We start from the raw sequence: 25,995 nt of genomic DNA, 5'->3' as shown, positions 1-25,995 counted from the left end.
GGGGTGGCGGTCATGAGGTGGGCGCTGCGGAGATGGAGGCAGAGGTGTCGTCGTGGCCGTGCGGGACGACGACGTCCTCGGCGCTCTCGCCGGCGTCGGGGTAGAGCGCCAGGGTCAGGGCCAGACCGACGGCCAGGCCGACGAGCTGCGCGACGACGAAGCCGGGCACCGAGCTCGGTGCGATGCCGGCGAAGGTGTCGGAGAAGACGCGGCCGACGGTGACGGCGGGGTTGGCGAACGAGGTGGAGCTGGTGAACCAGTAGGCGGCACCGATGTAGGCCCCGACCGCGGGCGCGGCGAGGGCGGCGCGGCCGGTGCGCGCCAGCGCGAAGACGAGGGCGATGAGCCCGGCGGTGGCGACGACCTCGCCGATGCCGTGACCGACGGTCATGCGGTCCTTCGTCGAGATCGCCGTGCCGACGCCGAACATGGCGTTGGCGAGCAGGGCGCCACCGATCGCGCCGATCACCTGCACGAGCGTGTAGGCACCGACGTCGCGCAGGCCCAGGCCGTGCCCCGCGCGGCGCCCGAGGAACCAGTCCGCGAGCGAGACGACGGGGTTGAAGTGCGCCCCGGACACCGGGCCGAACAGCAGGATCAGGACGGTGAGACCCAGCGTCGTGGCGAGGGAGTTCTCGAGCAGCTGCAGGCCGACGTCCTGCGGGGACAGCTGCTGTGCGGCGATCCCCGAGCCGATCACGACCGTCACGAGCAGCGCGGTGCCGAGGAGCTCGGCCAGGAGGCGGCGGGGCAGCGGTGCGGGAGTCGTCACCCGACGATGTTGACGCGTCGAACCTCGCTCAGTCAAACTTGAGTCAATGAACACTGAGCAAACTGGCGAGCTTCAGCGACGCGTCCGCGCGCACGCTGCGCTGGCGGACGTCACGCGGCTGCGGATCGTGGACCGCCTGTCGGTGAGTGACGCCGCAGCGTCCGAGCTCGGTGCCCTTCTCGACGTCCCGTCGAACCTGCTCGCCCACCACCTCAAGGTGCTGCAGGACGCCGGCCTCATCACCCGCCATGGGTCCGAAGGTGACGGCCGTCGAACGTACGTGACCCTGGCGCCGGACGCCGTGAGCGCCGTGTCGACGCCGGTCGGCGCGTTGGCGCGACCGCGTCGGGTGCTGTTCGTGTGCACCGCCAACACCGCCCGTTCGCACCTCGCCGCCGCCCTGTGGCGCCGCGCCAGCACCGTCGCGGCGGCGTCCGCCGGCACCCACCCGGGCGAGCGGATCAACGAACGCGCCACTGCCGCCGCCGCGCGTCACGGCCTCGACCTGCCGGAGGTCGCACCCGCGCTGCTCGCGGACGTCGAGCGCGAGGGTGACCTCGTCATCACCGTCTGCGACCGCGCGCACGAGGAGCTGCACGGGGCCGACTGGGCTCACTGGTCCATCCCCGACCCGGTCCCGTCAGGTGGCGCGCGCGCGTTCGACCGCGCCCTGGAGCTCATCGCCGGACGCGTCAGCGCCCTCGCACCGAGGTTCTCGGCGGCCGGCTGAGCCACCGGACCGAGATCATCGGAGGGCGGACAGCGCCGTCCCCCGGTCGGCGGCGATCGCACCGGGGGCCATGAGAGCAGCCAGGGCGGCCGGGCCGACCGGCTCCTCGGCAAGCAGTGGGAGCGCGGCGACGCGCTGGCACAGCCCACGGACGCGCGCGAGCGACGGCGTCTCGGCGAAGGCTCGGGTCCGCAGGAACGGCGAGCTCGGCGCCGCCGCGGTGAGGCAGGCATTGACCACCCACGCCCACGGGGTGATACCGGCGCGGGCCAGGTCGGCCTGCAGCTCCTCGGCCTCGAGCACGGGCGTCGTCTCGGGAAGCGTAACGATGACGACCTTGGTGCGGGCCGGGTCTTGCAGCCGCATGAGCGGGGTGACGAAGCGGGCACCCTCACTCATCTGACGGGTGATCTCCCGGTGGTAGGAACCCGTCGCGTCCAGGAGCAGGAGCGTGTGTCCGGTGGGCGCGGTGTCGAGCACGACGAACTGCTTGCGGGCCCGGAAGACCACGTGCGAGAACTGCTGGAACACGGCGACCTCGTCGGTGCACGGCGACTTCAGGTCCTCGGCCAGCGCTGCCCGGCCCGCGTCGTCGAGGCCCTTGCCCTTGCCGGCCATGACCCGGGCCCGGTACTCGGTGATCGCCTGCTGCGGGTCGATCCGCTCGACCGTGAGGTTCTCGACCTCGGCCTGCAGCGTCTGACCCAGGCGTGCCGCGGGGTCGGTCGTGGTGAGCAGCACCTCGTGGCCACGCGTGGCCAGCTCGAGGGCGACCGCGGCGGCGACGGTGGTCTTGCCGACCCCGCCCTTGCCCATGCACATCACGAGGCCGTGGCCGCCTGCCTCGAGGTCGTCGACGAGGTGCCGCAGCCCGACGACGCCGGCGGGGAGCGACGAGGGCTCGGCGGCGGCGCCGGCGCCGGCAGAGGGAGACACGGGGTCGAGGAGCGACCTGAGCGCGGGGAGACCCACCGTGTTGACGGGCAGGAGGGCGAGCGTGGTCCGGGGCAGCACCGAGAGGGCGGCCGGAAGGGAGTCCAGCGCCGCCTGCTCGCGGGTACGGATCGCCTCCGTGAGGGCGTCGGCGACCGGACCGGTCGCGTCCGTCGGCATGACGCCGTTCACGACGAGGTGGGCGTTCGACATGCCCAGCTCCCGCAGCTCCTCGAAGGTGCGCGCGGCCTCGTCGATCGCGGATCGTTGTGGCCTCGTGACGAGGACGAGCCGGGTGCGGACCGGGTCGGTGAGGGCGGCGAGCGCCCCGGCGTAGTCGTGTCGGAGCCGGTCCAGGCCGGCGACCGGCCCCAGGCACGAGACGTCGCCCTTGCCGTCGGCCAGGTAGCTGGTCCACTCTCCCGGGAGCTGGAGCAGGCGGATGGTGTGCCCCGTCGGAGCCGTGTCGAAGAGGACGTGGTCGTAGGCAGCAGTGGCCGCCTCGTCGGCGAGGAGGGTGGTGAACTCGTTGAAGGAGGCGATCTCCGTGGTGCACGCGCCGGAGAGCTGCTCGACCATCGCGGACACCTCGTCGGCGGGCAGCACGTCACGCACCGGGTCGATGACGGCGGCGCGGTAGGCGTCCGCCGCCTGCTGCGGGTCGATCTCCAGGGCGTCCAGTCCGGGCACACCGTCCACCGTCGTGACGGTGTTGCCGACGGTGACGCCGAAGACCTGCCCGACGTTCGACGCGGGGTCGGTGCTCGCCAGGAGCACGGAGCGACCCTGCTCCGCCAACCGCACCGCCGTCGCGCAGGCGAGCGAGGTCTTGCCGACCCCGCCCTTGCCCGTGAAGAACACGAACCGGGGCAGCTGGTCGACGAAGGGCAGGGCAGTCATCACCGCAACCTCTCTGCGACGGGGCCATGGGGACGGGCCCCCGTCGATACGTCAACGCTGGCAGCCGGAGCGACGCGTGTCAGCGGAGTGAGGCGAAGTTCACGGACGTCCCGGCCCAGTTCCACACGCCTCCCGGCGCGCTCAGTCCGAAGGCAACCGGGCGGACGTGACGTCCGACCGTGAGGAGGACCGGCGCGCCCCGACCTCAGCGCTCGACGTCGAGGTGCTGGTGCCAGGACTGGGTGCGGTAGTCGGTGACCCAGCCCATCGCGGTGTAGAGCCCGTCGGCGCCGGTCGGTGAGTCGGCGTCCACCTCGAGCCCGACGCGGCCCCGCCCCTGCGCCGCTGCCTCGGCGATGACCCGGTTCAGCAGCGCCTTGGCGACGCCGCGGCCGCGCGCCTGGCGGTGCACGCCGATGTAGTCGATGTAGCTGCCCTCGACACCGTCGGCGTCGGGCGGCAGCACCGTGGAGACGACGGCGCCGGCGGGCAGCTCGCCGTCGTCGGTCTGCACCGTCGCGAGCCACCAGTGGTCCCAACGGTGGCCGGGGTCCTCGCGCAGGCGCATGACGAACTCGGGGAAGCTCTCGCGGTAGCTGCTGAAGTGGTCCTGGAACGACTCCTCGAGCACGCGGTGCACGGCCTGCAGGTCGGTGGCGACCGGCAACCCGTCGTCGTGCTGCTCGACCGGCCGCACCGTGACGCCCTCGCGCGGGCCGGGCAGGCTCGTGGCCTCCTCGGGCGCGACGCGTCGGGTCATCTGCAGCCAGGTGCGCGTGCACTCGTAACCGGCAGCCGCGAGCCACCCCTGCTGGCGCAGGTCGTCGGCGTACGCGCCCGAGTCGAGCAGCGTCGAGCGCAGGCCACGCATCGCGGCGATGTCGACGGCGTGCCGGCGCCCCGACGCGAAGAGCGCGCCGGCGAGCGCCGCCGCGTCGGCCTCGGGCAGCGTCGGCGTCACCGTCACCTCGACGACGGTGCGCCCGGCCGCGCGGTCGTGCACCGACAGCCAGGCGACGAGCGTCCCGTCGGGATCGTGCACCAGCGCCTGCCGACGCGTCCACGACCCGATGCCGGCGAGCTGGCCCAGCACGGCGTCCGGGTCGACGCCCGAAGAGCCCTTCGCGGCGCGCTGGTGGGCGGCGAGCAGCGCGGCCACCGCGGGCGCGTCGTCGGCGTCGGGGACCCGCGCGGTCCACGGACGGGGCAGGTCGAGGGTCACCGGCAGCTCACGCATGGCCCCACTCTCCCATCCCCCGGCGCTGACCTGCCGCGCCGAACCTGCCGCACCGATCCGGCCGCATCGGGCCGTCCCGCGCCGCACACTGGAGGCCAACGACCGCCTGCGCGAAGGAGCGTCCGAGATGACGAGCGGCCCAGGCTCCCTGCCCGACGCGACGGACGGCTCCGGCGCCCGCGCCGCGTCGCACGTCACCGGCTCCGCGGTCTCGCACGCCCCCGGGCCCACCGTCCCGGCGCCTTCCCCCGCGTCCGCACTGCCGGTGTTCCTCTCGACCGAGCACTGGAGCCTCCTCGGCACCCGGTCACTGACGTGGTCGGAGGTCATGAGCCGCATCCAGATCCACCTCACCGTCGTGTCGGCCTTCCTCGTCGTGCTCGCCCTCACCGCGCAGGCCAGCGGCTTCGGCACCCCGTTCCGGGTGCTCGCCATCGGCCTCGCCTCGGCCGCCCTCGTCATGGGCGTCCTCACCGCGGTGCGGGTGACGGCGGCCAGCCGGGAGGACGCCGACCTCATCCGCGCGATGAACCGGATCCGCCACGCCTACGTCGACCTCGTCCCCGAGCTCGAGCCCTACCTCACGGCCTCGACCCACGACGACGCGGCCGGGCTCATGCGCACGTATGCCCTGGGGCGACGGCGCAACCAGGCGCTGCACGTCGTCGGCAGCACCGGGTTCTTCCTCATGGTCGTCAACGCGCTCGTGGCGGGGACGCTGGCGGCGCTCGTCGTCGACACCGCCGGAGCGAGCCGGGCCGTGACCGCGCTCGTCGGTTCGCTCGCGGCCCTCGCCTACTGTGCGGGCCACATCGGTGTCGGTCGGCGGACGTTCACGACCCACCACGACATCCGGTTCCCCAGCGACGCCGGGTAGCCGGCCTCAGCGCCCCGACGCGCCCCGACGCGCCCCGACGCGACCGACCCTCGTTCGTACCGGTCAGGCGTCGACCTGGCACGCGGTGACGCGCACCGCTTCGGCCACGACGTCGGGGAGCCGGCCGGTCCGGGCGAACACGGCCCGCTGACGCACCGCACCGTTGCCCTCCTCGCGCAGCCGGTCGAGGCCCTCGGTCACCGCCGCGAGGTCGCCGACGGCCTCGAGCGCCGGTCCCACGTAGTCGAGGAGCGAGGCGATGACGAACCAGCACGGACGCGGGAGCCCGCTCTGCCAGTCGATGAGCTGGCCCTCGACGCCGTCACGACCGGCCTGCCACGAGGCGAACCGCAGCAGCTGCGTCGGCACGTCCGGCGGACTCTGCCCCCGCCGCCACTCCTGCGCGGCCGTCTCGACGAGGCCGCGGCACAGGGCGGCGAGGACGACGGCCTCCTCGACGGTGGCGCAGACGTCGGCAGCCCGCACCTCGACGGTCGGGTAGTGCTCGGACAGCCGGGCATCCATGTACACCATCCCCGCGTCGAGGATGACCGAGCTGAGCACCATCTCGCGCACCCGCCGGTGGTAGGCCTCGGCCGAGCCGAAGACGTCGGGTGGGCCCCACGACGGCCAGCGGGCCAGCATCTGCGAACGGAAGCTGGCGTACCCGGTGCTCTCGCCGCGCCAGAACGGCGAGTTGGCGCTGATGGCGAGCAGGGTCGGCAGCCAGACGCGGAGCCGGTCGATGACGCCCACGCCCTCCTCGTCGCCGTCGACCGACACGTGCACGTGGCACCCGCAGATGAGGTGCTCGCGGGCGAGGAGCCCGTAGCGGTCCTCCATCCACGCGTACCGCGTCGACTGTGCGACGATCGGGCTCACCGGCAGCGGTGAGGTCGCGAGCGCCGCGACCCCGGAGCCCGTGCCGTCGGCGGCCCGGATCGCCTCGGCGCGCCATCGTCGCACCTCCGCGCGCAGCGCCGGCAGCGCGGCCGCCGGGGCCGTGTGCGTCTCGATCTGCTGCTGCTGGAACTCGCCCTCGACGGCCCCGTGGACGCCGACACCGGCCACCTCCGGCGGGTCGTGCGCGGCCCGGACGAGCAGCAGGCTCGACAGGGGGCGTGGACGGCCGTTGCGGACGTCCACGAGGAGCATCTCCTCCTCGATGCCGAGAGTCCGGACCATCGGGTTCCTTCCGCGCCACCGGGACGGGACGAGGGCCCGCGACTGCTGCCGGCCCGTACCCAGTCTGGGACCTACTGGGCGTCGCCGCCCGGGAATGCACGGCCCCCCGAGCCGCTTGTCCCTCCAGTGTCGCCACGAGACCCGAGGAGCGCCATGAGCCAGCACACCACGACCGACGCCGCAGCGCACCGACGCGACGGCGTGGGGTTCCGCTCGGAGCGCGGGCCCATCCTCGTGGCGCTCATGCTCTCGACCGCGCTCATCGCCCTCGACTCCACGATCATCGCCACGGCGGTGCCCTCTATCGTCGACGACCTCGGCGGCCTGGCGCAGTTCCCCTGGCTCTTCTCCGTGTACCTGCTCGCCCAGGCGGTGTCGGTGCCGGTGTACGCCAAGCTCGCCGACACCCTGGGCCGCAAGCCGGTCATCCTCTTCGGCATCGGGCTGTTCCTGCTCGGCTCGATCATGTGCGGACTCGCTTGGGACATGGGCTCGCTCATCGTCATGCGTGCCGTTCAGGGCCTCGGCGCCGGCGCGGTGCTGCCGTTGACGATCACCATCGCCGGCGACATCTACACGGTTGCCGAGCGTGCCAAGGCGCAGGGCTACATCGCCTCCGTGTGGGCGATGTCCTCGGTCGTCGGCCCGACGCTCGGCGGCGTCTTCTCCCAGTTCGTCTCGTGGCGCTGGATCTTCCTCGTCAACATCCCCTTCTGCCTCCTCGCCGCGTGGATGCTGTGGCGCAGCTACCACGAGTCCGTCGAGCGCCGGCGGCACCGCATCGACTACGCGGGGGCGAGCGTCCTGACCGTGTCCGTGACGCTGCTCATCCTCGCCGTGCTCGAGGGCGGCCAGGCGTGGGCGTGGTCCTCGTGGCAGAGCATCGGCGCGTTCGTCGGCGGCGGCCTGCTGCTCGCCGCGTTCGTGCTCATCGAGCGCCGCGCCGCCGAGCCGGTCCTGCCGCTGCACCTCTTCGGCCGGCGCCTCATCCTGGCCACCTCGCTCATCTCCGTCGGGGTCGGCACGGTCCTCATCGGCCTCACCTCCTACGTCCCCACCTTCCTCGAGCGCACGACGGGCGCGACGCCGCTCGTGGCCGGGCTCACGGTCGCCGCCCTGACGCTGGGCTGGCCGATCTCCGCCGCCCAGTCCGGCCGCCTCTACCTGCGCATCGGGTTCCGGCCGACCGCCCTCATCGGCCTCGTCCTCGCCGGCGTCGGGACGCTCGTTTTGTGGCTCGTCAGCGCGCACCCGAACGTGTGGACCACCGCCCTGGCGTGCTTCGTCGTCGGCCTCGGGCTCGGCCTCGTCGCCACCCCGACGCTCGTCGCCGCCCAGGCCTCGGTGCCTTGGCACGAGCGGGGCGTCGTCACCGGGTCGAACATGTTCATGCGCTCGGTCGGCAGCGCCGTCGGCGTCGCCGTCTTCGGGGCCATCGCCAACGCCGTCATCGCGCGGTCGGGCGGTGGCGCGTCGCCCGACGCCGTCGGCGCCGGCTCGAGCGCCGTGTTCCTCGCGGTCCTCGTGGCCGCGGCGGTCAGTGTGGTGGCCGGGCTGCTCATGCCGGCCACTCGCGCCGACGACCTGCAGGCGGCGTCCGGTACCGACCGGGAGCCGGAGGAGGCCACCGCCTGAACTCCCGGCGGTCCGCTGCCGGGCGTCAGTGGTGGCGCAGGGCCGAGACGAGCTGCGACTTCGACATCGTCGAGCGGCCCGCGATGCCGATCTCACGCGCCCGCTTCATCAGCTCGTCCTTGGTCATGTCCTCGTAGCTGCCGGCCTTGCCGCCCTTGCGACCGACCGACGAGCGGGAGGTGTTGGCGGCGGCGTTCGCGATGCGGGCCGCCTTCTCCTTGCTGGCGCCTTCGTCGCGCAGCGCCTCGTACGTCTTCGCGTCCTTCACCGAGGGCCCGGGGCTCTTGCGGTTCGGCATGGGGTTCTCCTCTCGTCGTGACTCCGGCGGTCCGTCGTCCTCGTCCGGCCCGTACCCGCGCTCGACGGCAGCTACTCGGCGCCCTTGACGAGACGGATGACGGCGCGTTCCAGCGCGTCCCGGTCCCGCACCCGGACGAGCTCGCCGGCGTCCAGACGCGCCCGGTCGGCCTTGGTCAGGCGGCCCAGGCTGCGGGCGACGGTGCGACCGATGGCGTACTCGTCGAGGACGCGCGGGTCGACGTAGGAGCGTCGCGCCACCGCGGGCGTGTTGCCGAGGTGCTCCGACACGACCTTCATGGCGTCCTTCTCGGCACGCTTCTGCTCGCGTTCGGTGTCGGCGGGCCCGATCCGGGCCAGCGCGACGGCGGCTGTGACCGTCGCAGCCCACGTGCGCAGGTCCTTGACGGTGTACTCGTCGCCGACGAGCTCCTTAAAGGCGAGGTTGAGGTCGGCGGAGCGCAGCTCGTGCCAGCCGTCTCGGTCGCGGTGGGCGAGCAGCCGCTCCCCCGGGTAGCCGCTTCGCTTGAGCGACAGCACCGTTCGCGCCAGCAGCTGGTCGGTCATGACGGCCTCGCGCAGCACCCCCGACTTGGCCGGGAACTCGAAGGTGATGTCCTCGCCGCTCACCGACACGTGCTGGCGCAGCAGCGTCGCGACGCCGTGCGAGCCGTGCTCGGCCTCGTACTCGTCGCCACCGGTACGGAACAGGCCGGCGTCGAGCATGCGAAGAGCCGCAGCGGTGACGCGTCGGCGTCCGAGCCCGGAGATGCGCAGCTCGGAGGCGACCTGCTTGCGTGCCTCGGGCAGTCGCTTGGCGAGGGTGAGCACGCGGTCGTGCTTCTCGCGGTCGCGGGCCTCGTGCCACTTCTCGTGGTAGAGGTACTGACGCCGGCCGGCGTCGTCGGTGCCGACGGCCTGGATGTGCCCGTTGGGGTGCGGGCTGATCCAGACGTCCTGCCAGGCCGGCGGGATGACGAGAGCCTTGACCCGCTCGCGGGTCTCGGCGTCGACCGCCCTGCCGTCGGCGTCGACGTATCCGAAGCCCTTGCCGCGGCGCACGCGGCGCACGCCGGGGCCGTCGATGGTGCTGCGCCGCAGTCTCATGGGCCACACGTACCCCGCGCGGCACGGATCACCACGCGGCGTCAGGCGTCAGCACGCATCGGCGTGGGACGCGCGGCCCCGCGACGCAGCGGCGGGATCCGCTCAGGCCGAGGCGGTGTCGTTCTCGGGGGCAGGCGCGCTGCGCGAGGCGTCACTCGTGTCGGCCACCCGGTCGGGGCCGTCGGGCGCGCGGACCGGGACGATGTCCGGCACCGGGATGTCCTCCATCCCCGGCGGCAGGGGCGGGTCGGGCGTGACCGGTGGGAAGACCGTTCCGTCGCTGTTGAGGTGGGATTCGTGAGGGGTCACGGTTATCGCCTTCATCCCCCGAGGATGCGGACAGGTGGTTACCTCTTCGACCATACCCGCGTGGCCAGATCGAAAACATCGACCTGGAGCGGTCCCGGACGCTCAGCGGTCCGGGCGACGCGCTGGCCGGTAGTCACGCGAGCAGCGCTGCTACCAGGGCATTTCGGAGAAATGCCTCGTACCGGGCGACCGACCATCTCCGCTCGACGACGAGCCGGTTGTAGAGCATCGGGTCCATGTACAGCCAGCACACGTCGACCGCCGTCGCGCGCGTGACCCCGCGGCGCAGACCGCCGATGGCCGCCAGGTGCCGGATGAACTGCTGGGCGCCGAAGAGCCGGTTGGCGTCGGCGGTGCCCTTGAGGGCCGCTGCCTCCGCATCGGTGTCGGAGGCGAGCACGAGGACCGTGCCGATGGGGGCGACGCGGCGGGCGATGTCGCGCACGATGCGCACCCACCGGTCGAGGGCGTCGACCGGGTCGGTCGTGGCCTGCAGGGCACGGATGGCGGGACGCTCGGAGAACGCGACCGGCTCGTCATCGCCGACGATCGCCCAGTCGTACGCCTCCTTGAGGAGGGCGACCTTGCCACCGACGGCGTCGAAGACCGTCTTGCGGCTGACGCCGGCCCGGGCGGCCACGGCGTCGATCGTCGTCGCGGCGTAGCCGTGCTCGAGGAACAGCTCACTGGCCGCCTCGACGACGGCGCGGCGGGTGCGGCGGGCCTGCGCCTCACGCAAACCGGACACGTAGGCCCGTTTCGGACCCGAGCTCACCGAGGTTCCCGGAAACCGCTTGACGTCATCGCCACATGCTTTCACTCTGGGTTAAGTCAATACACTGACAGTAACACCAACTGGAGGTGATGATCGTGAGGGTCGCGATCATCGGGGCCGGACCGGCCGGGCTGGTCACCGGTATCGGCCTGGCCCGCCGCGGGCACGAGGTCATCGCCGTCGACCGTGACGCCGGGCCACCGCCCGGCGCACGCTGGGACCGCCGCGGCGTCATGCAGTTCCACCACGCCCACGCCTTCCGCCCGCAGGTCGGCCGGACGCTGCGCGAGATCGCGCCCGACGCCTGGGACGCGTGGCTCGCCGCAGGGGCGGAGCCCGTGACGACGACCCAGCCCGACGGCACCGAGGTGCTCGGCGGCATGCGGTCACGCCGGGAGACCTTCGAGCGCGCCGTGCGCTCGACCGCCGGCCACCAGTCCGGGCTCACCCTCGAGACCGGGCACGTCGACGGCCTGACGACCCGGTGCGGACGCGTCGGCGGCATCAGCGTCGACGGCCACGACCTCCCCGCCGACCTCGTCGTCGATGCCTCGGGTCGCTCCGGTCGGGTCAACCGGCACCTCCGGGCTCCCGGCATCGGCGGCGAGTGCGGCATCGCCTACGTCGACCGCCAGTACCGGCTCCGGCCCGGGGAGCAACCGCCGCTGACCAACCCCGTCGCCTGGCAGGGCAGCTACGACGGCTACGGCGTCCTCGTCTTCGTGCACGAGCAGGGCATCTTCTCGGCCCTCCTCATCCGCAACACGTCCGACCGCTCGCTCGTCGACCTGCGCCACACGGCCGCGTTCGAGGCGGCCGCGGCCGCCGTGCCGGGCCTCGCCGCGTGGACCGACCCGTCCGTGGCGACGCCGCTCACCGACGCGCTGCCTGGCGGCCCGCTGCTCAACGTGTACCGCGGGCAGCACGGCCCCGACGGCCGGCCGGCCCTGCCGGGGCTCGTCTTCGTCGGCGACTCCGTGTGCACGACGACCCCGAACTTCGGGCGCGGCATCACCACCTCCCTGCTGCAGGTGGCCGAGCTGCTCCGGCTCGTCGACGAGCACGGCCCCGACCTCGAGGCCGTGGCGTGCGGGCTCGACGCGTTCGGCGAGGAGCGGATGCGGCCCTGGGTGGAGGACCACGTACAGATGGACTCGGCGCAGGCCCGGCGGTGGGCCGGCGACGACGTCGACCTGTCCGGGCCGCTGCCGTCCGACGTCATCATGATGGCCGCCGACCGGGACCCCACGATCCGCGAGGCCATCGGACCGTACGCCGCGATGGCGGCCCTGCCCGCGAGCCTGCGGGCGGCAGAGGACCGGGCCCGGGCCGTCTACGCGACGGGCTGGCGGCACCCCTTCGACCCGGGCCCGACGCGGGGCGAGCTCGCCGAGGTCGTGGCCCGGGCCGTCCCAGCGGTCGCCCGCTGACGCGTCGGGACCGACGCGTCGAGACCGACGCGTCGAGACAAAGTGCCCACTCGACGGGGGTGGAGGCTGGTTCGCGGGCGGGGGTGCCGGTCGCGAGTCAGCGGTGCAGGACGCCGACGCGGCCCCGCTCACCGGTCGCCCAGCAGGCGCCGTCGCCGGTGCACTCGACCGAGTCGAAGCTGCCGGTGTCGAACGTCGACCACGAGCGGCCGCCGTCCGTCGACACGTCCGAGCCGGTCGGGCCGACGGCGAGCACCGTTCGCGCCGTGTGCGACACCCACGCCGAACCGGACCGGTAGCCCGACGGGTTCGACGTCGAGGCGTGCCACGTCGCGCCGCCGTCGTCGCTCCACGCCGCGTTGTCGGCGGCACCGGTGGGGGTGGCGAAGTCACCGCCGAGCAGGACGCCCCGACGCGCGTCGCGGAAGGTGACCGAGAAGATGCCGGCCGACGGCCCGCCGGCGACCGGGGTGTCGGCGACGGTCCACGTGTGGCCGTGGTCGGTCGAGGTGAAGAGGCGCGCCGGGTCGACGCCCCCGCTGGCGAGGTAGGTGCGGCCGCCGACACCGGTGGTGAGGCACGTGCCGGACGCCGCGAAGCCGAACTCGCCGGCCTTGGCCGCGGGCATCCCGGCCGGGTCGACGGGGGACCACGAGGCTCCGCCGTCGCGCGTCTCGACGAGGCGGAAGCGTCCGTCGACGGGGTCGCTCATGGCCAGGCCGCGGCGCGGCGAGCTGAACGCCATGCAGTCGTAGAAGGCGGCCGGGTCGGTGTTGCGGAACGTCTCGGTCCAGCTCGCGCCGCCGTCGGCGGTGGTGAGGATCCGCGAGTCGGTCCCCTCGCCGATCGACAGCACGACGGCGTGCCGGGCGTCGAAGGCCTCGATGTCGCGGAACTGCAGCGCGTCCGTGCCGAGCCCGGCCGGGCTGACGTCCCGCCACGACGCGCCGCCGTCGGTCGTGCGCAGCACCGTGCCGTTCGTGCCACTGACCCAGGCGACGTCCCGCGACACCGGGGCGAGGCCGCGGAAGCGCTCCGTCGTACCCGTCGGGGTCGGGGTCCACGCCCAGCCGGGCGCGTCGGGGCCGGGGTGCCGGGCCGCGGCGGGGCGGCCGGCGTCGGGCGTCGGGGCGGGGCCGGCGGAGGAGGTCCTGGCGGTCCCCGTGAGGAGGGCGGACGCGGCGAGGGCCGCGAGGACGAGTCGCGCAGGTCTGGTCATACCCGCCGAACGTAGTCCGGTCGAGGTGGTTCGGCGCGTCGGAGCGCGACCGGTCACCTCGAACCGACGCGCGCCGGCTGGGTCGAGGTGGTTCGGCGCGCCGGAGCGCGACCGGTCACCTCGACCGGGCGGGATGCCTCAGCGGCCGGTGCCGCCGTAGACGATCGCATCCTCGGTCGAGTCGAGGCCGAAGGCCGTGTGCACGGCACGGACGGCGTCGTCGAGCTGCTCGGCGCGGGTCACCGCCGAGACTCGGATCTCGGAGGTCGAGATCATCTCGATGTTGATGCCGGCCTCGGCGAGCGCGCCGAAGAACTTCGCCGAGACGCCCGGGTGGCTCTTCATGCCGGCGCCGACGAGGGCGATCTTGCCGATCTTGTCGTCGAGGCGCAGGTCCTCGTACTCGACCTGGTGCTTGATCGACTGGAGCACCTGCATGCCGCGCGCACCGTCGGCCTGCGGCAGCGTGAAGGAGATGTCGGTCTTGGCCGTCTCGGCCGCCGACACGTTCTGCACGATCATGTCGATGTTGATGCCGGACTCGGCGATGGCCCCGAAGATCTTGGCGGCGACGCCGACCCGGTCGGGCACCCCGACGATGGTGATCTTGGCCTCGCTGCGGTCGTGGGCGATACCGGCGATGATCGGAGCTTCCACAGCGCCTTCTCCTTCGTAGGGGTTGTCCTTGACCCACGTGCCCGCCTTCTGCGACCACGAGGAACGGACGTGGATCGGGATGCCGTAGCGGCGGGCGTACTCGACGCAGCGCAGGTGCAGGATCTTGCTGCCGTTGGCGGCGAGGTCGAGCATCTCCTCCATCGACAGCACGTCGAGCTTGCGGGCGCTCGGCAGGATGCGCGGGTCGGCGGTGAAGACGCCGTCGACGTCGGTGTAGATCTCGCAGACGTCGGCGCCGAGGGCGGCGGCCAGCGCGACGGCAGTCGTGTCGGAGCCGCCGCGACCGAGCGTCGTGATGTCCTTCGTCGTCTGGCTGACGCCCTGGAAGCCCGCGACGATGGCGATGTGGCCGGCCTCGAGGGCGCTCTGGATGCGCCCCGGAGTCACGTCGATGATGCGAGCGGCGCCGTGCGCGTCGTCGGTGATGACGCCGGCCTGGCTGCCGGTGAAGGAACGAGCCTCCGCGCCGAGCTGGGCGATGGCCATCGCGACGAGGGCCATCGAGATGCGCTCGCCCGAGGTGAGCAGCATGTCGAGCTCGCGGGCCGGCGGCGTCGGCGTCACCTGCTCGGCGAGGTCCATGAGCTCGTCCGTCGTGTCACCCATGGCCGAGACGACGACGCAGACCGAGTGGCCGGCCTTCTGCGTCTCGACGATGCGGCGGGCCACGCGCTTGATGGCCTCGGCGTCGGACACGGACGACCCGCCGTACTTCTGGACGACGATGCTCACTCGTTGCTCCGGATCTGCTCGCTGACAGGGCACGACGAGTCTAGGCACGAGGGGGCGTCCGGCGACCGGCCGGTCATCATGGTGAGACGTCCGTCGCCGGGCTCGGACGGCCGGAGGATCTGCGGCTCTCCGGGGCCCGTCGCGGGTGGCGCAGCGGACGCGTCAGGGGTGCAGCGCGTCGAACTCGGCCTCGCCGACGGTCTCGTCGTCGACGTCGAGCCGCAGGTGCGACAGGATCGACTGGAGCGCGCGCAGCGCCACCATGGCGCGGTCGCCCCACTCGGACAGGTAGCTGAACTGCCACCACCAGAGCGCCTCGACGCGACGCCCCGACGCGTAGTGCTTGAGCCCGTGGCTCAGGGCCACCGCGACGTCGACGAGGTCGTTGGTGATCGAGCCGTCGGCCCGCTCGGACGAGGTGATGGGGTCGATGACGTAGACGTAGTCGTCGATGCCAGCGAAGACGTTGGCGAGGCCGGTGCGCAGCGGGTCGGCGTCGTCCTCGCCGGCGTCCGGCTCGAACCGCTCCTCCGGCACGACGTCCTGGATCGCGCCGAGCCGTGCTCCCGCGACGAGCACCTGCGACAGGGCCAGCGTCAGGATCGGCAGGGCGGTGTCGGGCGAGCTGCCCGAGGCCACCTCGGTGACCGAGGTGAGGAAGGCGCTGGCCTCGGCCGCCGTGAGGTCGGCGAGGCCGGAGAGGTCGTCGATCTCCTGCTGGTCGGCGGTGGCGTCGGTCCCCGGCTCCGTGCTCATGGGCACCAGCATGCCGCATGCGCTCACGGCGTCGGGGCCCGGGACCGGGACTTCGGAGGACGGCGGGTGCACCGTCAGGCGTCGACGCGTCGGGGGCTCACGCGTCGACGCGTCTGCGCCCTTCGAAAGCCCGCCCGAGGGTGACCTCGTCGGCGTACTCGAGGTCGCCGCCGACGGGCAGGCCGGAGGCGAGGCGGGTGACCGTGACGCCGACGTCGCGCAGCAGCCGGGACAGGTAGGTGGCCGTCGCCTCGCCCTCGAGGTTGGGGTCGGTGGCGATGATGACCTCCTCGACCTCCCCCGAGGCGAGGCGGGTCATCAGCTCGCGGACGCGCAGGTCGTCGGGCCCGATGCCGTCGATCGGGCTGATCGCGCCGCCGAGCACGTGGTAGGTGCCGCGGAACTCGCGGGTGCGCTCGATGGCGACGACGTCCTTGGGCTCCTCGACGACGCAGATGGCGGTCTGGTCGCGGCGGGGGTCGGCGCAGATGCGGCAGCGCTCGGCCTGCGCGACGTTGCCGCACACCTCGCAGAACCGGACGCGCGCCTTGACCTCGGTCAGCGCCGTGACGAGACGCGTGACGTCCTCGGAGTCGGCCTGCAGCAGGTGGAAGGCGATGCGCTGGGCGCTCTTGGGCCCCACGCCGGGGAGCCGTCCGAGCTCGTCGATGAGGTCCTGAACCGCGCCTTCGTACACACCGCAACCCTAAGCCCGCCGGGTGTCGCCCGCGGTCACCGAACCGCGGACGCGCGACGCGCGAGGCGCGTAGCGTTGACGCGTCGATCAGCAGGCCGACCCGGACGTCGATCCGCACGTCGGGCTGCACGTCGACCGGCACATCGACCGGCACATCGACCCGCACGTCGGAGGGAGGGCGATGGACGAGCACGCACGAGACGCCGAACCGGGCCCGGGCGGTCCACCGCTGGGGACGCCGTCGGTGTCGGGGACGAGGCCGGCGACGACGTCGGCACGGGCCGCACGGGTGCAGGCCGCGGTGCCGTTCCGCAAGATGTTCGACTTCCGGATGCGCTCGGGGTACGCCGAGCGACGCCTCGAGCCGGGCGTCGTCGACCTCACCTTCGGCGACCCGCACGAGATGCAGCGACCGGAGTTCGTCGAGGCGCTGCGCGAAGCGGCCGTGCCCCGCGACGAGCTGTGGTTCGCCTACAAGCAGAGCGAGGTGGGCGCCCAGGAGGCGGCCGCGGCGTCCCTCGAGCGGGTCGTGTCGCTCGGCTGGACCGCCGGCGACCTGCGCATGACGACCGGCGGGTTCGGCGCGATCACGGTGGCGATGAAGGTGCTCGCCGACCCGGGCGAGGAGGTCGTGTACACGCTTCCGCCGTGGTTCCTCTACGAGCCGCTCGCCCTGGAGGCCGGGCTCGTGCCGGTCAAGGTCGCGGCGCTGCAACCCAGCTTCGACCTCGACCTCGACGCCATCGCGTCGGCCATCGGGCCGCGGACCCGGATCGTCATCGTCAACTCGCCCAACAACCCGACCGGACGCATCTACTCCCCCGACACGCTGCGCGCCCTGGCACGCGTCCTCGACGAGGCGTCGGCTCGGCACGGCCGCCGAGTCTGGATCGTGTCGGACGAGCCCTACAACCGGATCGTGTTCTCCGGCAACGAGTTCCACAGCCCGGCCGAGTTCTACGAACAGACCGTGATCTGCTACTCGTACGGCAAGACGCTGCTCGCGCCCGGCCAGCGCCTCGGCTACCTCGCCGTGCCGCCGGGGATCGCGGGCCGCGAGGAGCTGCTCGAGGCGGTCGACATGATGCAGATCGCCGCGGGATGGCTGTTCCCGAATGCCGTCATGCAGCATGCGACGCCACGGCTCGAGCAGCTGTCGCACGACATGGCCGGCCTCGAAGGCAAACGCGACCGCACGCTGTCCGGGCTCCGGGAGGCCGGGTACGAGGTCGCGACGCCGGAGGGGACCTTCTACCTCTGGGTGCGCTCGCCCGCACCCGACGACGAGGCGTTCGCGGCGGACCTGGCGGCTCGCGGCGTCCTCGTCATGCCGGGGGCGATCTTCGAGACGCCGGGGTGGTTCCGCATCTGCCTCACCGCGACCGCCGAGCAGCTCGAGGCCGCCCTCCCCCACCTCCGCGCCGCGCGTCAGTCGGCGAGCGAGGCCTCCCAGCGCTCCTCGATGCGCCCGTAGCGCCACACCGCGACGGCCACGAGCCACGTGACGACGAACAGGCCGACGATCCAGAAGCCGACCTCGCCGAGGTCGATCGAGGCCACCCAGGCGAGCGGGCCCTCGGTGATGCCGAGCTTGTCGGCCAGCAGGCCGACGAGCTCGATGACGCCGATGACGAGAGCCACCGCGACCGACAGCGCCGTGACGGTGATGTTGTAGTAGATCTTGCGCACCGGACGGCTGAAGGCCCACCCGTACGCGACGTTCATGAAGGTGCCGTCGGCGGAGTCGAGCAGCGACATGCCGGCAGCGAAGAGCACCGGCAGGACGAGGACCGCGTACCAGGGCAGGGCGGCCGCGGCGGCACCACCGGCGATGACGAGCAGCCCCACCTCGGTGACGGTGTCGAAGCCCAGGCCGAAGAGGAGCCCGACCGGGTACATGTGCCACGGCTTGGTCACCGTGCGCGTCACCCGTCCGAGGACCCGGTTGAGGAAGCCGCGCTTGTCGAGCTGACGCTCGAGCTCGGCCTCGTCGTAGTGCCCGGCCCGCATCCGGCGGAACACCTTGAGGATCCCGACGAGGGCGGCGAGGTTGACGAGACCGATGAGCACGAGGAAGACGCCGGACACCGTGGTGCCCCAGACGCCGGTGACCTGCTGGAGCGTCGAACCGTCGTCGGTCAGTGCGCCGGCCAGGGCGCGGATGCCGGCCGCCAGCAGCATGACCATGACGAAGACGACCGAGCTGTGGCCGAGGCTGAACCAGAACCCGACGCTCACCGGGCGCTGGCCGTCGGCCATGAGCTTGCGGGTCGTGTTGTCGATCGCGGCGATGTGGTCGGCGTCGAAGGCGTGCCGCATGCCGAGCGTGTAGGCGGTGACCCCGAGCCCGACGCCGAACAGCTGCCCGGCGACGCGGCACTCGGCCGGTGCGACGAGGAAGACGAGCAGTCCCCAGCCCACGACGTGCAGCAGGGCCACGAACCCCGCCATTCCGGCGATGCTCCGACGCTCCTGCGGCCCGATGCGTTCGGCGAGCCGGGCGCGCACGGGGCGGGGCGTCGTGGTCCTTGCGGTCACGGGGCCACGCTAGATGCGACTGGGTCGCATCTGCAACGTGCAGATGCCGTAGGCCGGCTACAGCACCTGCATGAGGACCGGGCGGCCGGGCCGCCCGCCAGAGCCCGGTCAGACGGTCGGCTCTCCGCCCGGGACCTCGTTGTAGGTGTCGGCGCGCTCCTGGCCGGACAGCGCCGCGATCGCCTCCATGACGCGGTCGGTGAGCAGGCGTCGGGCCTTGCCGGCCGGCATCCCCTGGTACTCCTCGACGGGGATCGGCTCGCCGAACCGCACCGTGACCTTGGCCAGGCGCGGAAAGCTCGCCCCCACCGGCTGGATGTTCTCGGTGCCGATGAGCCCCACCGGCACGACCGGCACCCGCGCCGTCAGCGCGAGCCAGGCGACGCCGGTGCGACCGCGGTAGAGCCGGCCGTCACGCGACCTGGTGCCCTCGGGGTAGATGCCGAAGGCGTCGCCGTTCTTGAGCACCTCGAGAGCGGCGTCGAGGCTCTCCTGCGCGGCCGTGGGCGAGTGCCGGTTGACCGGCACCATGCCGACCGCGCTGAAGAAGCCCTTGCGCAGGAAGCCCCCGATGCCCGGCCCCGTCCAGTACTCCTCCTTGGCGAGGAAGCGCACCTGGCGGGGCGAGGCGAGCGGGATCGCGAAGGAGTCGATGAACGAGAGATGGTTGCTCGCGACGATGACCCCGCCCTCGCGCGGGATGTTCTCCTTGCCCTCGATCGTGGGGCGGTACAGCGCATGGGACAGCGGGTACAGCAGGTTGCGCCCGAGGCTGTAGAACATGGCGCCAACTGTAGGGCTACCCGCCGGTCGCGACCGCCCGCGACCCCTGCGCGACCAGCCCGTGGACGCCTCAGGCGCGGGCCCGCACGGCCCACGCGCTCGCGTGCACGTGGAAGGGTGCGTCGGGCGCGAGCTCACGGCACCGCTCGCGGAGGGCGTCGCGTCGGTCGGGGGCCAGCGAGCGGACGTAGTCGCCCGCCGGGCCGACGCCGAGCGTGTACGGCTCCCACCACTCCTCGAAGGTCTCGTGCCGCACCGGGACGACGAGCGAGGTGTCCTCGATGCCGGTGAGGCCCGCCGCGTCGAAGAGGAGCGCGAGGCTGCCCTCCGAGGTACCGGGGAGGTCGCCCTCGCCGCGAGCCTCCGGGTCGAGGTCGGCGACCGCCTGCCAGAACAGCGCCAGCGGCCCACCACCCCCGGCGTGGTCCCAGACGCAGGCGGCCACCGTGCCACCGGGGCGAGTCACCCGGGCCATCTCGCGCAGCCCGCCGACCGGGTCGGCCATGAAGTGCACGACGAGCTGCGCGAGGACGACGTCGAACAGGTCGTCCGGGTAGGGCAGGTGCTCGGCGCCCCCGAGCTGCACGTCGAGCGTCGGGAGCTGCTGGCGCAGCGCGGTGAGGAACGGCTGCGACGGGTCGACCGCCGACACGGCGTCGACGCCGAGACGGTCGACGAGGACCCGGGTCAGAGCCCCGGGCCCGCAGCCGACGTCGAGGACGCGGGCAGGCCCGGCGCCGACCCCGGCCCAGTCCGCGAAGCGGGTGGCGAGCGGCCCCGAGTAGCGCCCCATGAAGCGGTTGTAGGCGTCGGCCGCAACCTCGAAGGTCACGCCCCGAACCTACCGCCGGTCAGGTCACCGCACCGTCCGAATCCCGCTCCTCCCGTATGCGTCGAAGTGTCCGACGCGCGCACCGGGAAGGAGCCGACCGCGACGCGTCGGGCTAGTCCTCGATCTCCTGGACGACCCGGCCGCCGAGCACCTTCTCGATGACCGACCGGCCGATGTCACCGGAGACGACGATGTCCTCGTCGTCATCACTCACCGCGGAGTCGTCGGTGAGAGGCGCGGGCGCGGGCTCGTCGTCGCTGCCGCCGGTCGCGCGGCGGGCGCTGGCCGACCTCGCCTCCGCGAACGCGGCGCGTGCCGCACTGGCCCCGCGCAGGGCCGTGGCTGTCGGCGCGACGGCGGTGGGCTCGGCCGACGGGTTCGGCGCGGCCTGGGTCTGGGTCGCCGGCGGTGCGGCCACAGCCGTCGCAGCACCGGACGAGGCGCCGCCGCCTGACCCGGCCGGCGCCTGCTCACCAGCAGGGCCCGTGGCCCAGTCCGGCGGCGGACCCGACACACTCCCCCAGCCGGCGTTCTCCTCGAGCGAGCGCCCGGACACCGGGCTCAGCCCTGCATCGGCGAGGCGCGCACTGGCACCCGACCCACCCGACGCACCCGGGCCACTCGACCCGCCACCTGGGGCACTGCCCGGGCCTCCGGCGTCGTGTCCGGCACCGGCGTCACCCCATGAGGGGCGACCGGCCGAGGAGCCGGGGCCGCCGCTCGGGCCGCCCTGCGCCGCAGCGGTGTCCGACGACCCGGCAGCTGCGCCACCACTCGCCGGTCCCGGAGCGCCCGGAGCGCCCGGAGCGCCCGCACCCCCAGGACCGTCGGGGCCGGCACCACCACCCGCCGGGCCGTCGTCGGGCGGCGGGACCGAGCCGGCGGGCGGGGCCACCGGGGCCTGCTGCGACACCTCGGCCACGTGGACGCCGTCGACGAGGGCGTCGACGCCGAGCTCGTCGATGAGCGCCTGCCGGACGATCTCGGCGTGGTTGCCCGCGCGGAAGGTCGTCGTGAGGCCGGCGGTGGCGATGCCGAGGGTCAGGGTGCGGCCGTCGAAGGCCGTGACCTGGGCGTTCTGGGAGACGAAGGTCCACGTGATGCGACGCATCGTGAAGATGCGGCCGAGGACGTTGGGCCACGCGCGACGGATGGCGTCGGTGTCCATGCCACCGCTCGGCGCCGCGCCGCCACCCGACGCGTCACCACCTGACGCGTCACCACCTGACGCGTCACCACCTGACGACGGACCGGCCGGGCCCGGCGCAGCATGGGCGTGCGCGACGCCGCGCGACGCGTCGTGGACGACCTCCGAGCCCGACGCGCCCGCCATGCCCGACCCCGACGGGCCCGACACGGCACTCCCGGCGCCGACGGGCGGCTCCTCGACGGCCGAGGGCCCACCGACCGACTCCGTGGGCGCGACCACCGGGGGCGCACCGGCCTCGGCGCGGGCGGCGTCGACGCGTCCGGCGTCACCGGGGCCCGCGGGCGCGGCCGCACCAGCACCGAGGTCGACGGCGTTGCTGCGACCGCCACCGCCCATCCCCCCGGCCGGGAGGGATGGGCCGGACGACGGGGCGCCGCTCGACGGGGGCGTGTAGTCGGAGACGGTGCGCGGTGGGGCAGCGAGGGTGGGCGGGGCCGGGGCGTCGCCACGGGCGGCCGTCGGCACGCCACCGACCTCGAGGCGACGCTCGAGGCGGTCGAGCCGCGCGGCGTAGCCCTGCTCGCCCGACGACGCCGGCAGCAGGATGCGCGCGCAGATGAGCTCGAGCTGCATGCGCGGTGCCGTGGCGCCCGTCATCTCGGTGAGCCCGGCGTTGACGATGTCGGCCGCGCGGGACAGGGCGCCCGGCCCGAAGGCGGACTGCTGCACCCGCATCCGCTCGAGCTGGTCCTCGGGCACGCCGCGCAGCACCTGCGCCGCGCCCTCCTGGACCGCGGCCACGACGATGAGGTCGCGCAGCCGCTCGAGGAGGTCCTCGATGAACCGCCGCGGGTCGTGGCCCGACTCGATGACCTTGTCGACCTGGCGGAACGTGGCCGCGCCGTCGCCGGCCGCGAGCGCGTCGATGGTGCTGTCGAGCAGCTCGCCGTCGGTGAACCCGAGCAGGGACACCGCGCCGTCGTAGGTCAGCCCCTCCGGGCCCGACCCGGCGATGAGCTGGTCGAGCACCGAGAGGGAGTCACGGACCGAGCCGCCCCCGGCGCGGGTGACGAAGCTGAGCACCCCGGGCTGGGCGGCGACGTGCTCGGTCTCGAGGAGCCGCTCCATGTAGGCCGTCAGCTTGGCCGGGGGCACGAGCCGGAACGGGTAGTGGTGGGTGCGCGAGCGGATCGTGCCGATGACCTTCTCGGGCTCGGTCGTCGCGAAGACGAACTTCACGTGCTCGGGCGGCTCCTCGACGATCTTGAGCAGCGCGTTGAAGCCCTGCGGCGTCACCATGTGCGCCTCGTCGATGATGTAGATCTTGAAACGGCTCTGCGCCGGGCCGTACGAGGCGCGTTCGCGCAGGTCGCGGGCGTCGTCGACGCCACCGTGGCTCGCCGCGTCGATCTCGATGACGTCGACGCTGCCGGTGCCGCCGCGCGCGAGCGCCACGCACGACTGGCAGGTGCCGCACGGGGTCGGCGTCGGGCCCTCCTCGCAGTTGAGGCAGCGGGCCAGGATGCGGGCGCTCGTGGTCTTGCCGCAGCCGCGGGGGCCGCTGAAGAGGTAGGCGTGGTTGACCCGGCCCGTGCGCAGCGCCTGCATGAGCGGCTCGGTGACGTGCTCCTGGCCGATGACGTCGGCGAAGCTCTCGGGCCGGTAGCGGCGGTACAGGGCGGTGGCCATGCACGGAACCCTAACCGTCCGGACCGACGCCGGTCTGCCCGGTGAACAGGTCCTTACGGTTGGCCGCGGGCCCGGCAATGGGGTGGTGGCTGTCGGCGGGCCGACCTAGGGTCGATGGCACTCAGGTCCGGGTGCAACGAGCGCCGTCAGCGACCGCTGGAGGAGGTCATCCATGCCCGATCCGTCACTCGTTCAGGAATGGGACGCCGCCACCCTGGTGGCCCGCTACGACGAGGTCCGCGCCCACACGGAACAGCTCGCCGCGCCGCTGTCCCCCGAGGACCAGACCGTCCAGTCCATGCCCGACGTCTCGCCGACCAAGTGGCACCGGGCGCACGTCACGTGGTTCTTCGAGACGTTCGTCCTCGCCGACCACGAGCCGTCGTTCACGCCCTACCAGGACCGCTACTGGTTCCTCTTCAACAGCTACTACGAGGGCATCGGCCCCCGGTACGCCCGGCCGAACCGCGGCCTCATCAGCCGCCCGGGCGCCCACGACGTCGGCCTCTACCGCGACAACGTCGACGCCCGCATGCGCGACCTCGTGCAGGCCCTCGACGGCGGCGCCCTCGAGAAGCTCACCTCGACCATCGAGCTCGGCTTCCACCACGAGCAGCAGCACCAGGAGCTGCTCCTCATGGACATCAAGCACGTGCTGTCGCTCAACCCGCTCCAGCCGGCCTACGCGGGCACTCCGAGCCCGCCGTCCGAGCCCGACGCGCTCGGCTGGGTCGACGTCGAGGGCGGCCTCGTCGAGATCGGCCACCGCGGCAACGGGTTCTCCTTCGACAACGAGCTGCCACTGCACCAGGCCTGGCTCGAGCCCTACCGGCTCGCCGACCGCCTCGTCACCAACGGCGAGTGGCTGCGGTTCATGGCCGACGGAGGCTACGACCGGCACGAGCTCTGGCTCTCCGACGGCTGGGGCCGGGTGCGGGCCGAGGGCTGGCGGTCGCCGTTCTACTGGACCGAGGTCGACGGCATCTGGTTCGAGCACACCCTGAGCGGCACGTGGCCGGTCAACCCGGGCCTGCCGGTCAGCCACGTCAGCCACTACGAGGCCGACGCGTACGCCACGTGGGCCGGCAAGCGCCTGCCGACGGAGGTCGAGTGGGAGCACGCCGTCGTCGCCGACGGCCAGGCGCACGCGCCGGGTGCCGACGCGTCGACCAGCGCCCAGGCGTCGAGCAGCACCGACGCGTCGGGCGGCGTGGGCCTCGCGAGCCCCGACGCGTCCGCCAACCTCGCCGACACCGTGACCTTCCACCCGCGTCCGGCGGGCCCGGCCACCGGGCACCTGCGTCAGGTGTACGGCGACTGCTGGGAGTGGACGTCCTCGGCCTACCTGTCCTACCCGGGCTACCACCCGCCGGCCGGGGCGATCGGCGAGTACAACGGCAAGTTCATGTCGGGGCAGATGGTGCTGCGCGGCGGCTGCGCCCTGACCCCACCCGGCCACGCCCGCGCCACCTACCGCAACTTCTTCCCGCCCGGGTCGCGCTGGGCGCTGTCCGGCGTCCGGCTCGCCGACGGGGGCGGGCGGTGAGCGCGCCGCACGGGCAGGGCGGGCACGAGCCCGTCGTCACCGTGGCCCTCGACCCCGACTGGGCCGCCGGCTCGCTCGTGTCCGACGTGCGCCGCGGGCTCGGCTCGCAGCCGCGGACCCTGCCGCCCAAGTGGCTCTACGACGACGCCGGGTCGACCCTCTTCGACGAGATCACCCGGCTGCCCGAGTACTACCCCACCGAGCGCGAGCGCGAGATCCTGCGCGACCACGCCACCGACATCGTCCGGGCCTGCGACGCCACCACCGTCGTCGAGCTGGGCAGCGGCACCAGCGACAAGACGCGCACCCTGCTCGACGCGTTCACCTCGGTCGGCCACCTCGAGCGGTTCGTGCCCGTCGACGTGTCCGAGCAGACCCTGCGTGACGCCGCGGCGATGCTCAGCGAGCGCTACCCGGGCCTGCGCGTCGAGGCCCTCGTCGGCGACTTCACGCTGCACCTGGGCCACCTGCCCCGTGGCGGGCGGCGCCTCGTCGCGTTCCTCGGCGGCACCATCGGCAACTTCTACGTCGAGGAGCGCGCCGCGTTCCTCGGGGCCCTCGCCGACAGCCTCGAGCCGGGCGACTGGTTCCTGCTGGGCACCGACCTCGTCAAGAGCACCGACCGGCTCATCGCCGCCTACGACGACAGCCGGGGCGTCACGGCCGCGTTCGTCACCAACTGCCTCCACGTGCTCAACCGCGAGCTCGGCGCCGACTTCGACGTCGACGCGTTCTCCTACGTACCGTTCTGGGACCCGCGCCAGGAGCGCATGGACCTCCGCCTGCGGGCCGACATGCCGCAGCGGGTCACCGTGCCGGGGGCCGACCTCGTCTTCGACCTCGCGCACGGCGAGGAGATCCGCGTCGAGATCTCGACGAAGTTCCGGCCCGAGCGGCTCGCCGACGAGCTCGGGGTCGCGGGTTTCGAGGTCGAGCGCACATGGACCGACGCCGCGGACGACTTCGCGCTGACCCTCGCCCGCCGCACCGGCTGACTCCTGTCGATCGAAAGAGCACTTCGTCCGCACCCGATCGAAAGAGCAGTTCGTCGGCACCCGATCGAAAGAGCAGTTCGTCCCCGGACCGGGAACCGGAACAGCACTGCCCCCCAGGGCGGATTCAAGTGGTCGTCGCAACGCCCGTGTGAAGGGTGTTGTCAATGGTGGATTCGGTGGTGCGGCAGGGTCG

Annotated in this window: 23 protein-coding genes; 7 read left to right on the top strand and 16 right to left on the bottom strand. The window is 73.2% G+C overall.

The window, feature by feature from the left end; all coding sequences use genetic code 11:
- Nucleotides 1-10: 10 nt before the first annotated feature.
- A complete protein-coding gene (locus AC3A5R_RS17930) occupies nucleotides 11-772 on the bottom strand; it encodes an aquaporin (RefSeq protein ID WP_487622126.1) in 762 nt (253 codons plus the stop codon).
- Between the two features lie 46 nt (nucleotides 773-818).
- Here AC3A5R_RS17930 and AC3A5R_RS17925 point away from each other — a divergent pair, with 46 nt between their 5' ends.
- Nucleotides 819-1,502, top strand: coding sequence for an arsenate reductase/protein-tyrosine-phosphatase family protein (locus tag AC3A5R_RS17925; RefSeq protein WP_487622125.1), 684 nt, complete (start codon nucleotides 819-821; stop codon nucleotides 1,500-1,502).
- A 15-nt stretch (nucleotides 1,503-1,517) separates the two neighbouring features.
- Here the strand turns inward: AC3A5R_RS17925 and arsA are convergent, their stop codons facing one another.
- Nucleotides 1,518-3,335: an arsenical pump-driving ATPase gene (gene arsA / locus AC3A5R_RS17920; RefSeq protein WP_487622124.1), complete on the bottom strand. Its 1,818-nt coding sequence runs from the start codon at nucleotides 3,333-3,335 to the stop codon at nucleotides 1,518-1,520.
- Between the two features lie 205 nt (nucleotides 3,336-3,540).
- Nucleotides 3,541-4,572 (bottom strand): GNAT family N-acetyltransferase, encoded by a 1,032-nt coding sequence (locus AC3A5R_RS17915; RefSeq protein ID WP_487622123.1) that lies wholly within the window; start codon nucleotides 4,570-4,572, stop codon nucleotides 3,541-3,543.
- Between the two features lie 127 nt (nucleotides 4,573-4,699).
- Between AC3A5R_RS17915 and AC3A5R_RS17910 the strand changes: the two genes are divergently transcribed.
- Nucleotides 4,700-5,449: a hypothetical protein gene (locus AC3A5R_RS17910; protein ID WP_487622122.1), complete on the top strand. Its 750-nt coding sequence runs from the start codon at nucleotides 4,700-4,702 to the stop codon at nucleotides 5,447-5,449.
- 63 nt (nucleotides 5,450-5,512) lie between these two features.
- Here the strand turns inward: AC3A5R_RS17910 and AC3A5R_RS17905 are convergent, their stop codons facing one another.
- On the bottom strand, nucleotides 5,513-6,634 hold the full coding sequence (locus tag AC3A5R_RS17905) for a glutamate--cysteine ligase (protein ID WP_487622121.1): 1,122 nt from the start codon (nucleotides 6,632-6,634) through the stop codon (nucleotides 5,513-5,515).
- A 153-nt stretch (nucleotides 6,635-6,787) separates the two neighbouring features.
- On the opposite strand from AC3A5R_RS17905, the gene AC3A5R_RS17900 reads away from it, so the two are divergent.
- Nucleotides 6,788-8,269 carry an MDR family MFS transporter gene (locus AC3A5R_RS17900; RefSeq protein ID WP_487622120.1) on the top strand — a complete coding sequence of 494 codons (1,482 nt, stop codon included), beginning with the start codon at nucleotides 6,788-6,790 and terminating at the stop codon, nucleotides 8,267-8,269.
- A 25-nt stretch (nucleotides 8,270-8,294) separates the two neighbouring features.
- On the opposite strand, the gene AC3A5R_RS17895 is transcribed toward AC3A5R_RS17900, so the two are convergent.
- From AC3A5R_RS17895 to AC3A5R_RS17880, 4 genes are all read right to left on the bottom strand, one after another.
- A complete protein-coding gene (locus AC3A5R_RS17895) occupies nucleotides 8,295-8,567 on the bottom strand; it encodes a DUF7218 family protein (protein WP_487622119.1) in 273 nt (90 codons plus the stop codon).
- A 71-nt stretch (nucleotides 8,568-8,638) separates the two neighbouring features.
- On the bottom strand, nucleotides 8,639-9,673 hold the full coding sequence (locus tag AC3A5R_RS17890) for a DNA topoisomerase IB (RefSeq protein ID WP_487622118.1): 1,035 nt from the start codon (nucleotides 9,671-9,673) through the stop codon (nucleotides 8,639-8,641).
- Nucleotides 9,674-9,775: 102 nt separating this feature from the next.
- On the bottom strand, nucleotides 9,776-9,982 hold the full coding sequence (locus AC3A5R_RS17885) for a hypothetical protein (protein ID WP_487622117.1): 207 nt from the start codon (nucleotides 9,980-9,982) through the stop codon (nucleotides 9,776-9,778).
- Between the two features lie 133 nt (nucleotides 9,983-10,115).
- Nucleotides 10,116-10,730 carry a TetR/AcrR family transcriptional regulator gene (locus AC3A5R_RS17880; protein WP_487622116.1) on the bottom strand — a complete coding sequence of 205 codons (615 nt, stop codon included), beginning with the start codon at nucleotides 10,728-10,730 and terminating at the stop codon, nucleotides 10,116-10,118.
- Nucleotides 10,731-10,852: 122 nt separating this feature from the next.
- Between AC3A5R_RS17880 and AC3A5R_RS17875 the strand changes: the two genes are divergently transcribed.
- On the top strand, nucleotides 10,853-12,187 hold the full coding sequence (locus AC3A5R_RS17875) for an FAD-dependent oxidoreductase (RefSeq protein WP_487622115.1): 1,335 nt from the start codon (nucleotides 10,853-10,855) through the stop codon (nucleotides 12,185-12,187).
- Between the two features lie 97 nt (nucleotides 12,188-12,284).
- Here AC3A5R_RS17875 and AC3A5R_RS17870 read toward each other — a convergent pair whose 3' ends face one another.
- The 4 genes from AC3A5R_RS17870 to recR all read right to left on the bottom strand — a co-directional run bounded on the left by AC3A5R_RS17870 (nucleotide 12,285) and on the right by recR (nucleotide 16,269).
- Nucleotides 12,285-13,406, bottom strand: coding sequence for a WD40/YVTN/BNR-like repeat-containing protein (locus AC3A5R_RS17870; protein ID WP_487622114.1), 1,122 nt, complete (start codon nucleotides 13,404-13,406; stop codon nucleotides 12,285-12,287).
- 138 nt (nucleotides 13,407-13,544) lie between these two features.
- A complete protein-coding gene (locus AC3A5R_RS17865) occupies nucleotides 13,545-14,816 on the bottom strand; it encodes an aspartate kinase (RefSeq protein WP_487622113.1) in 1,272 nt (423 codons plus the stop codon).
- A gap of 162 nt (nucleotides 14,817-14,978) precedes the next feature.
- On the bottom strand, nucleotides 14,979-15,572 hold the full coding sequence (locus AC3A5R_RS17860) for a DUF5063 domain-containing protein (protein WP_487622112.1): 594 nt from the start codon (nucleotides 15,570-15,572) through the stop codon (nucleotides 14,979-14,981).
- Between the two features lie 97 nt (nucleotides 15,573-15,669).
- A complete protein-coding gene (gene recR, locus AC3A5R_RS17855; protein ID WP_323097510.1) occupies nucleotides 15,670-16,269 on the bottom strand; it encodes a recombination mediator RecR in 600 nt (199 codons plus the stop codon).
- Between the two features lie 181 nt (nucleotides 16,270-16,450).
- Between recR and AC3A5R_RS17850 the strand changes: the two genes are divergently transcribed.
- Nucleotides 16,451-17,743, top strand: a complete 1,293-nt coding sequence (locus AC3A5R_RS17850; RefSeq protein WP_487622111.1) for an aminotransferase class I/II-fold pyridoxal phosphate-dependent enzyme — start codon at nucleotides 16,451-16,453, stop codon at nucleotides 17,741-17,743.
- Here the strand turns inward: AC3A5R_RS17850 and nicT are convergent.
- From nicT to AC3A5R_RS17830, 4 genes are all read right to left on the bottom strand, one after another.
- The gene (nicT, locus tag AC3A5R_RS17845) at nucleotides 17,698-18,807 is read right to left on the bottom strand and encodes a Nickel transporter NicT (RefSeq protein ID WP_487622110.1); all 1,110 of its coding nucleotides are present in this window, start codon (nucleotides 18,805-18,807) and stop codon (nucleotides 17,698-17,700) included. The two genes, AC3A5R_RS17850 and nicT, sit on opposite strands and share 46 nt — an antisense overlap.
- Nucleotides 18,808-18,915: 108 nt before the next feature.
- Nucleotides 18,916-19,590, bottom strand: a complete 675-nt coding sequence (locus AC3A5R_RS17840; RefSeq protein ID WP_487622109.1) for a lysophospholipid acyltransferase family protein — start codon at nucleotides 19,588-19,590, stop codon at nucleotides 18,916-18,918.
- Between the two features lie 70 nt (nucleotides 19,591-19,660).
- On the bottom strand, nucleotides 19,661-20,422 hold the full coding sequence (locus tag AC3A5R_RS17835; protein WP_487622108.1) for a class I SAM-dependent methyltransferase: 762 nt from the start codon (nucleotides 20,420-20,422) through the stop codon (nucleotides 19,661-19,663).
- Between the two features lie 112 nt (nucleotides 20,423-20,534).
- Nucleotides 20,535-23,261, bottom strand: coding sequence for a DNA polymerase III subunit gamma and tau (locus AC3A5R_RS17830; RefSeq protein WP_487622107.1), 2,727 nt, complete (start codon nucleotides 23,259-23,261; stop codon nucleotides 20,535-20,537).
- Nucleotides 23,262-23,433: 172 nt separating this feature from the next.
- Between AC3A5R_RS17830 and egtB the strand changes: the two genes are divergently transcribed.
- Nucleotides 23,434-24,807, top strand: coding sequence for an ergothioneine biosynthesis protein EgtB (egtB, locus tag AC3A5R_RS17825; protein WP_487622106.1), 1,374 nt, complete (start codon nucleotides 23,434-23,436; stop codon nucleotides 24,805-24,807).
- Nucleotides 24,804-25,802: an L-histidine N(alpha)-methyltransferase gene (gene egtD / locus AC3A5R_RS17820; RefSeq protein WP_487622105.1), complete on the top strand. Its 999-nt coding sequence runs from the start codon at nucleotides 24,804-24,806 to the stop codon at nucleotides 25,800-25,802. The genes egtB and egtD overlap by 4 nt, the downstream gene beginning before the upstream one ends.
- The last annotated feature ends 193 nt before the right edge of the window (nucleotides 25,803-25,995 follow it).

This window comes from Intrasporangium sp. Soil_C_50 (genome assembly GCF_057656595.1).
Note: the sequence above shows the minus strand (reverse complement) of the source record. Positions and strands in the feature narration are given on the sequence as shown.

Bases quoted from the DNA above. Each gene is read 5' to 3' on its own strand.
- AC3A5R_RS17860 (WP_487622112.1), bottom strand. From the start codon at position 15,572: ATGAGCACGGAGCCGGGGACCGACGCCACCGCCGACCAGCAGGAGATC.
- AC3A5R_RS17850 (WP_487622111.1), top strand. From the start codon at position 16,451: ATGGACGAGCACGCACGAGACGCCGAACCGGGCCCGGGCGGTCCACCG.
- AC3A5R_RS17890 (WP_487622118.1), bottom strand. From the start codon at position 9,673: ATGAGACTGCGGCGCAGCACCATCGACGGCCCCGGCGTGCGCCGCGTG.
- AC3A5R_RS17895 (WP_487622119.1), bottom strand. From the start codon at position 8,567: ATGCCGAACCGCAAGAGCCCCGGGCCCTCGGTGAAGGACGCGAAGACG.
- AC3A5R_RS17830 (WP_487622107.1), bottom strand. From the start codon at position 23,261: ATGGCCACCGCCCTGTACCGCCGCTACCGGCCCGAGAGCTTCGCCGAC.
- AC3A5R_RS17870 (WP_487622114.1), bottom strand. From the start codon at position 13,406: ATGACCAGACCTGCGCGACTCGTCCTCGCGGCCCTCGCCGCGTCCGCC.
- AC3A5R_RS17910 (WP_487622122.1), top strand. From the start codon at position 4,700: ATGACGAGCGGCCCAGGCTCCCTGCCCGACGCGACGGACGGCTCCGGC.
- AC3A5R_RS17925 (WP_487622125.1), top strand. From the start codon at position 819: ATGAACACTGAGCAAACTGGCGAGCTTCAGCGACGCGTCCGCGCGCAC.
- AC3A5R_RS17915 (WP_487622123.1), bottom strand. From the start codon at position 4,572: ATGCGTGAGCTGCCGGTGACCCTCGACCTGCCCCGTCCGTGGACCGCG.
- AC3A5R_RS17905 (WP_487622121.1), bottom strand. From the start codon at position 6,634: ATGGTCCGGACTCTCGGCATCGAGGAGGAGATGCTCCTCGTGGACGTC.
- AC3A5R_RS17840 (WP_487622109.1), bottom strand. From the start codon at position 19,590: ATGTTCTACAGCCTCGGGCGCAACCTGCTGTACCCGCTGTCCCATGCG.
- arsA (WP_487622124.1), bottom strand. From the start codon at position 3,335: ATGACTGCCCTGCCCTTCGTCGACCAGCTGCCCCGGTTCGTGTTCTTC.
- egtB (WP_487622106.1), top strand. From the start codon at position 23,434: ATGCCCGATCCGTCACTCGTTCAGGAATGGGACGCCGCCACCCTGGTG.
- AC3A5R_RS17900 (WP_487622120.1), top strand. From the start codon at position 6,788: ATGAGCCAGCACACCACGACCGACGCCGCAGCGCACCGACGCGACGGC.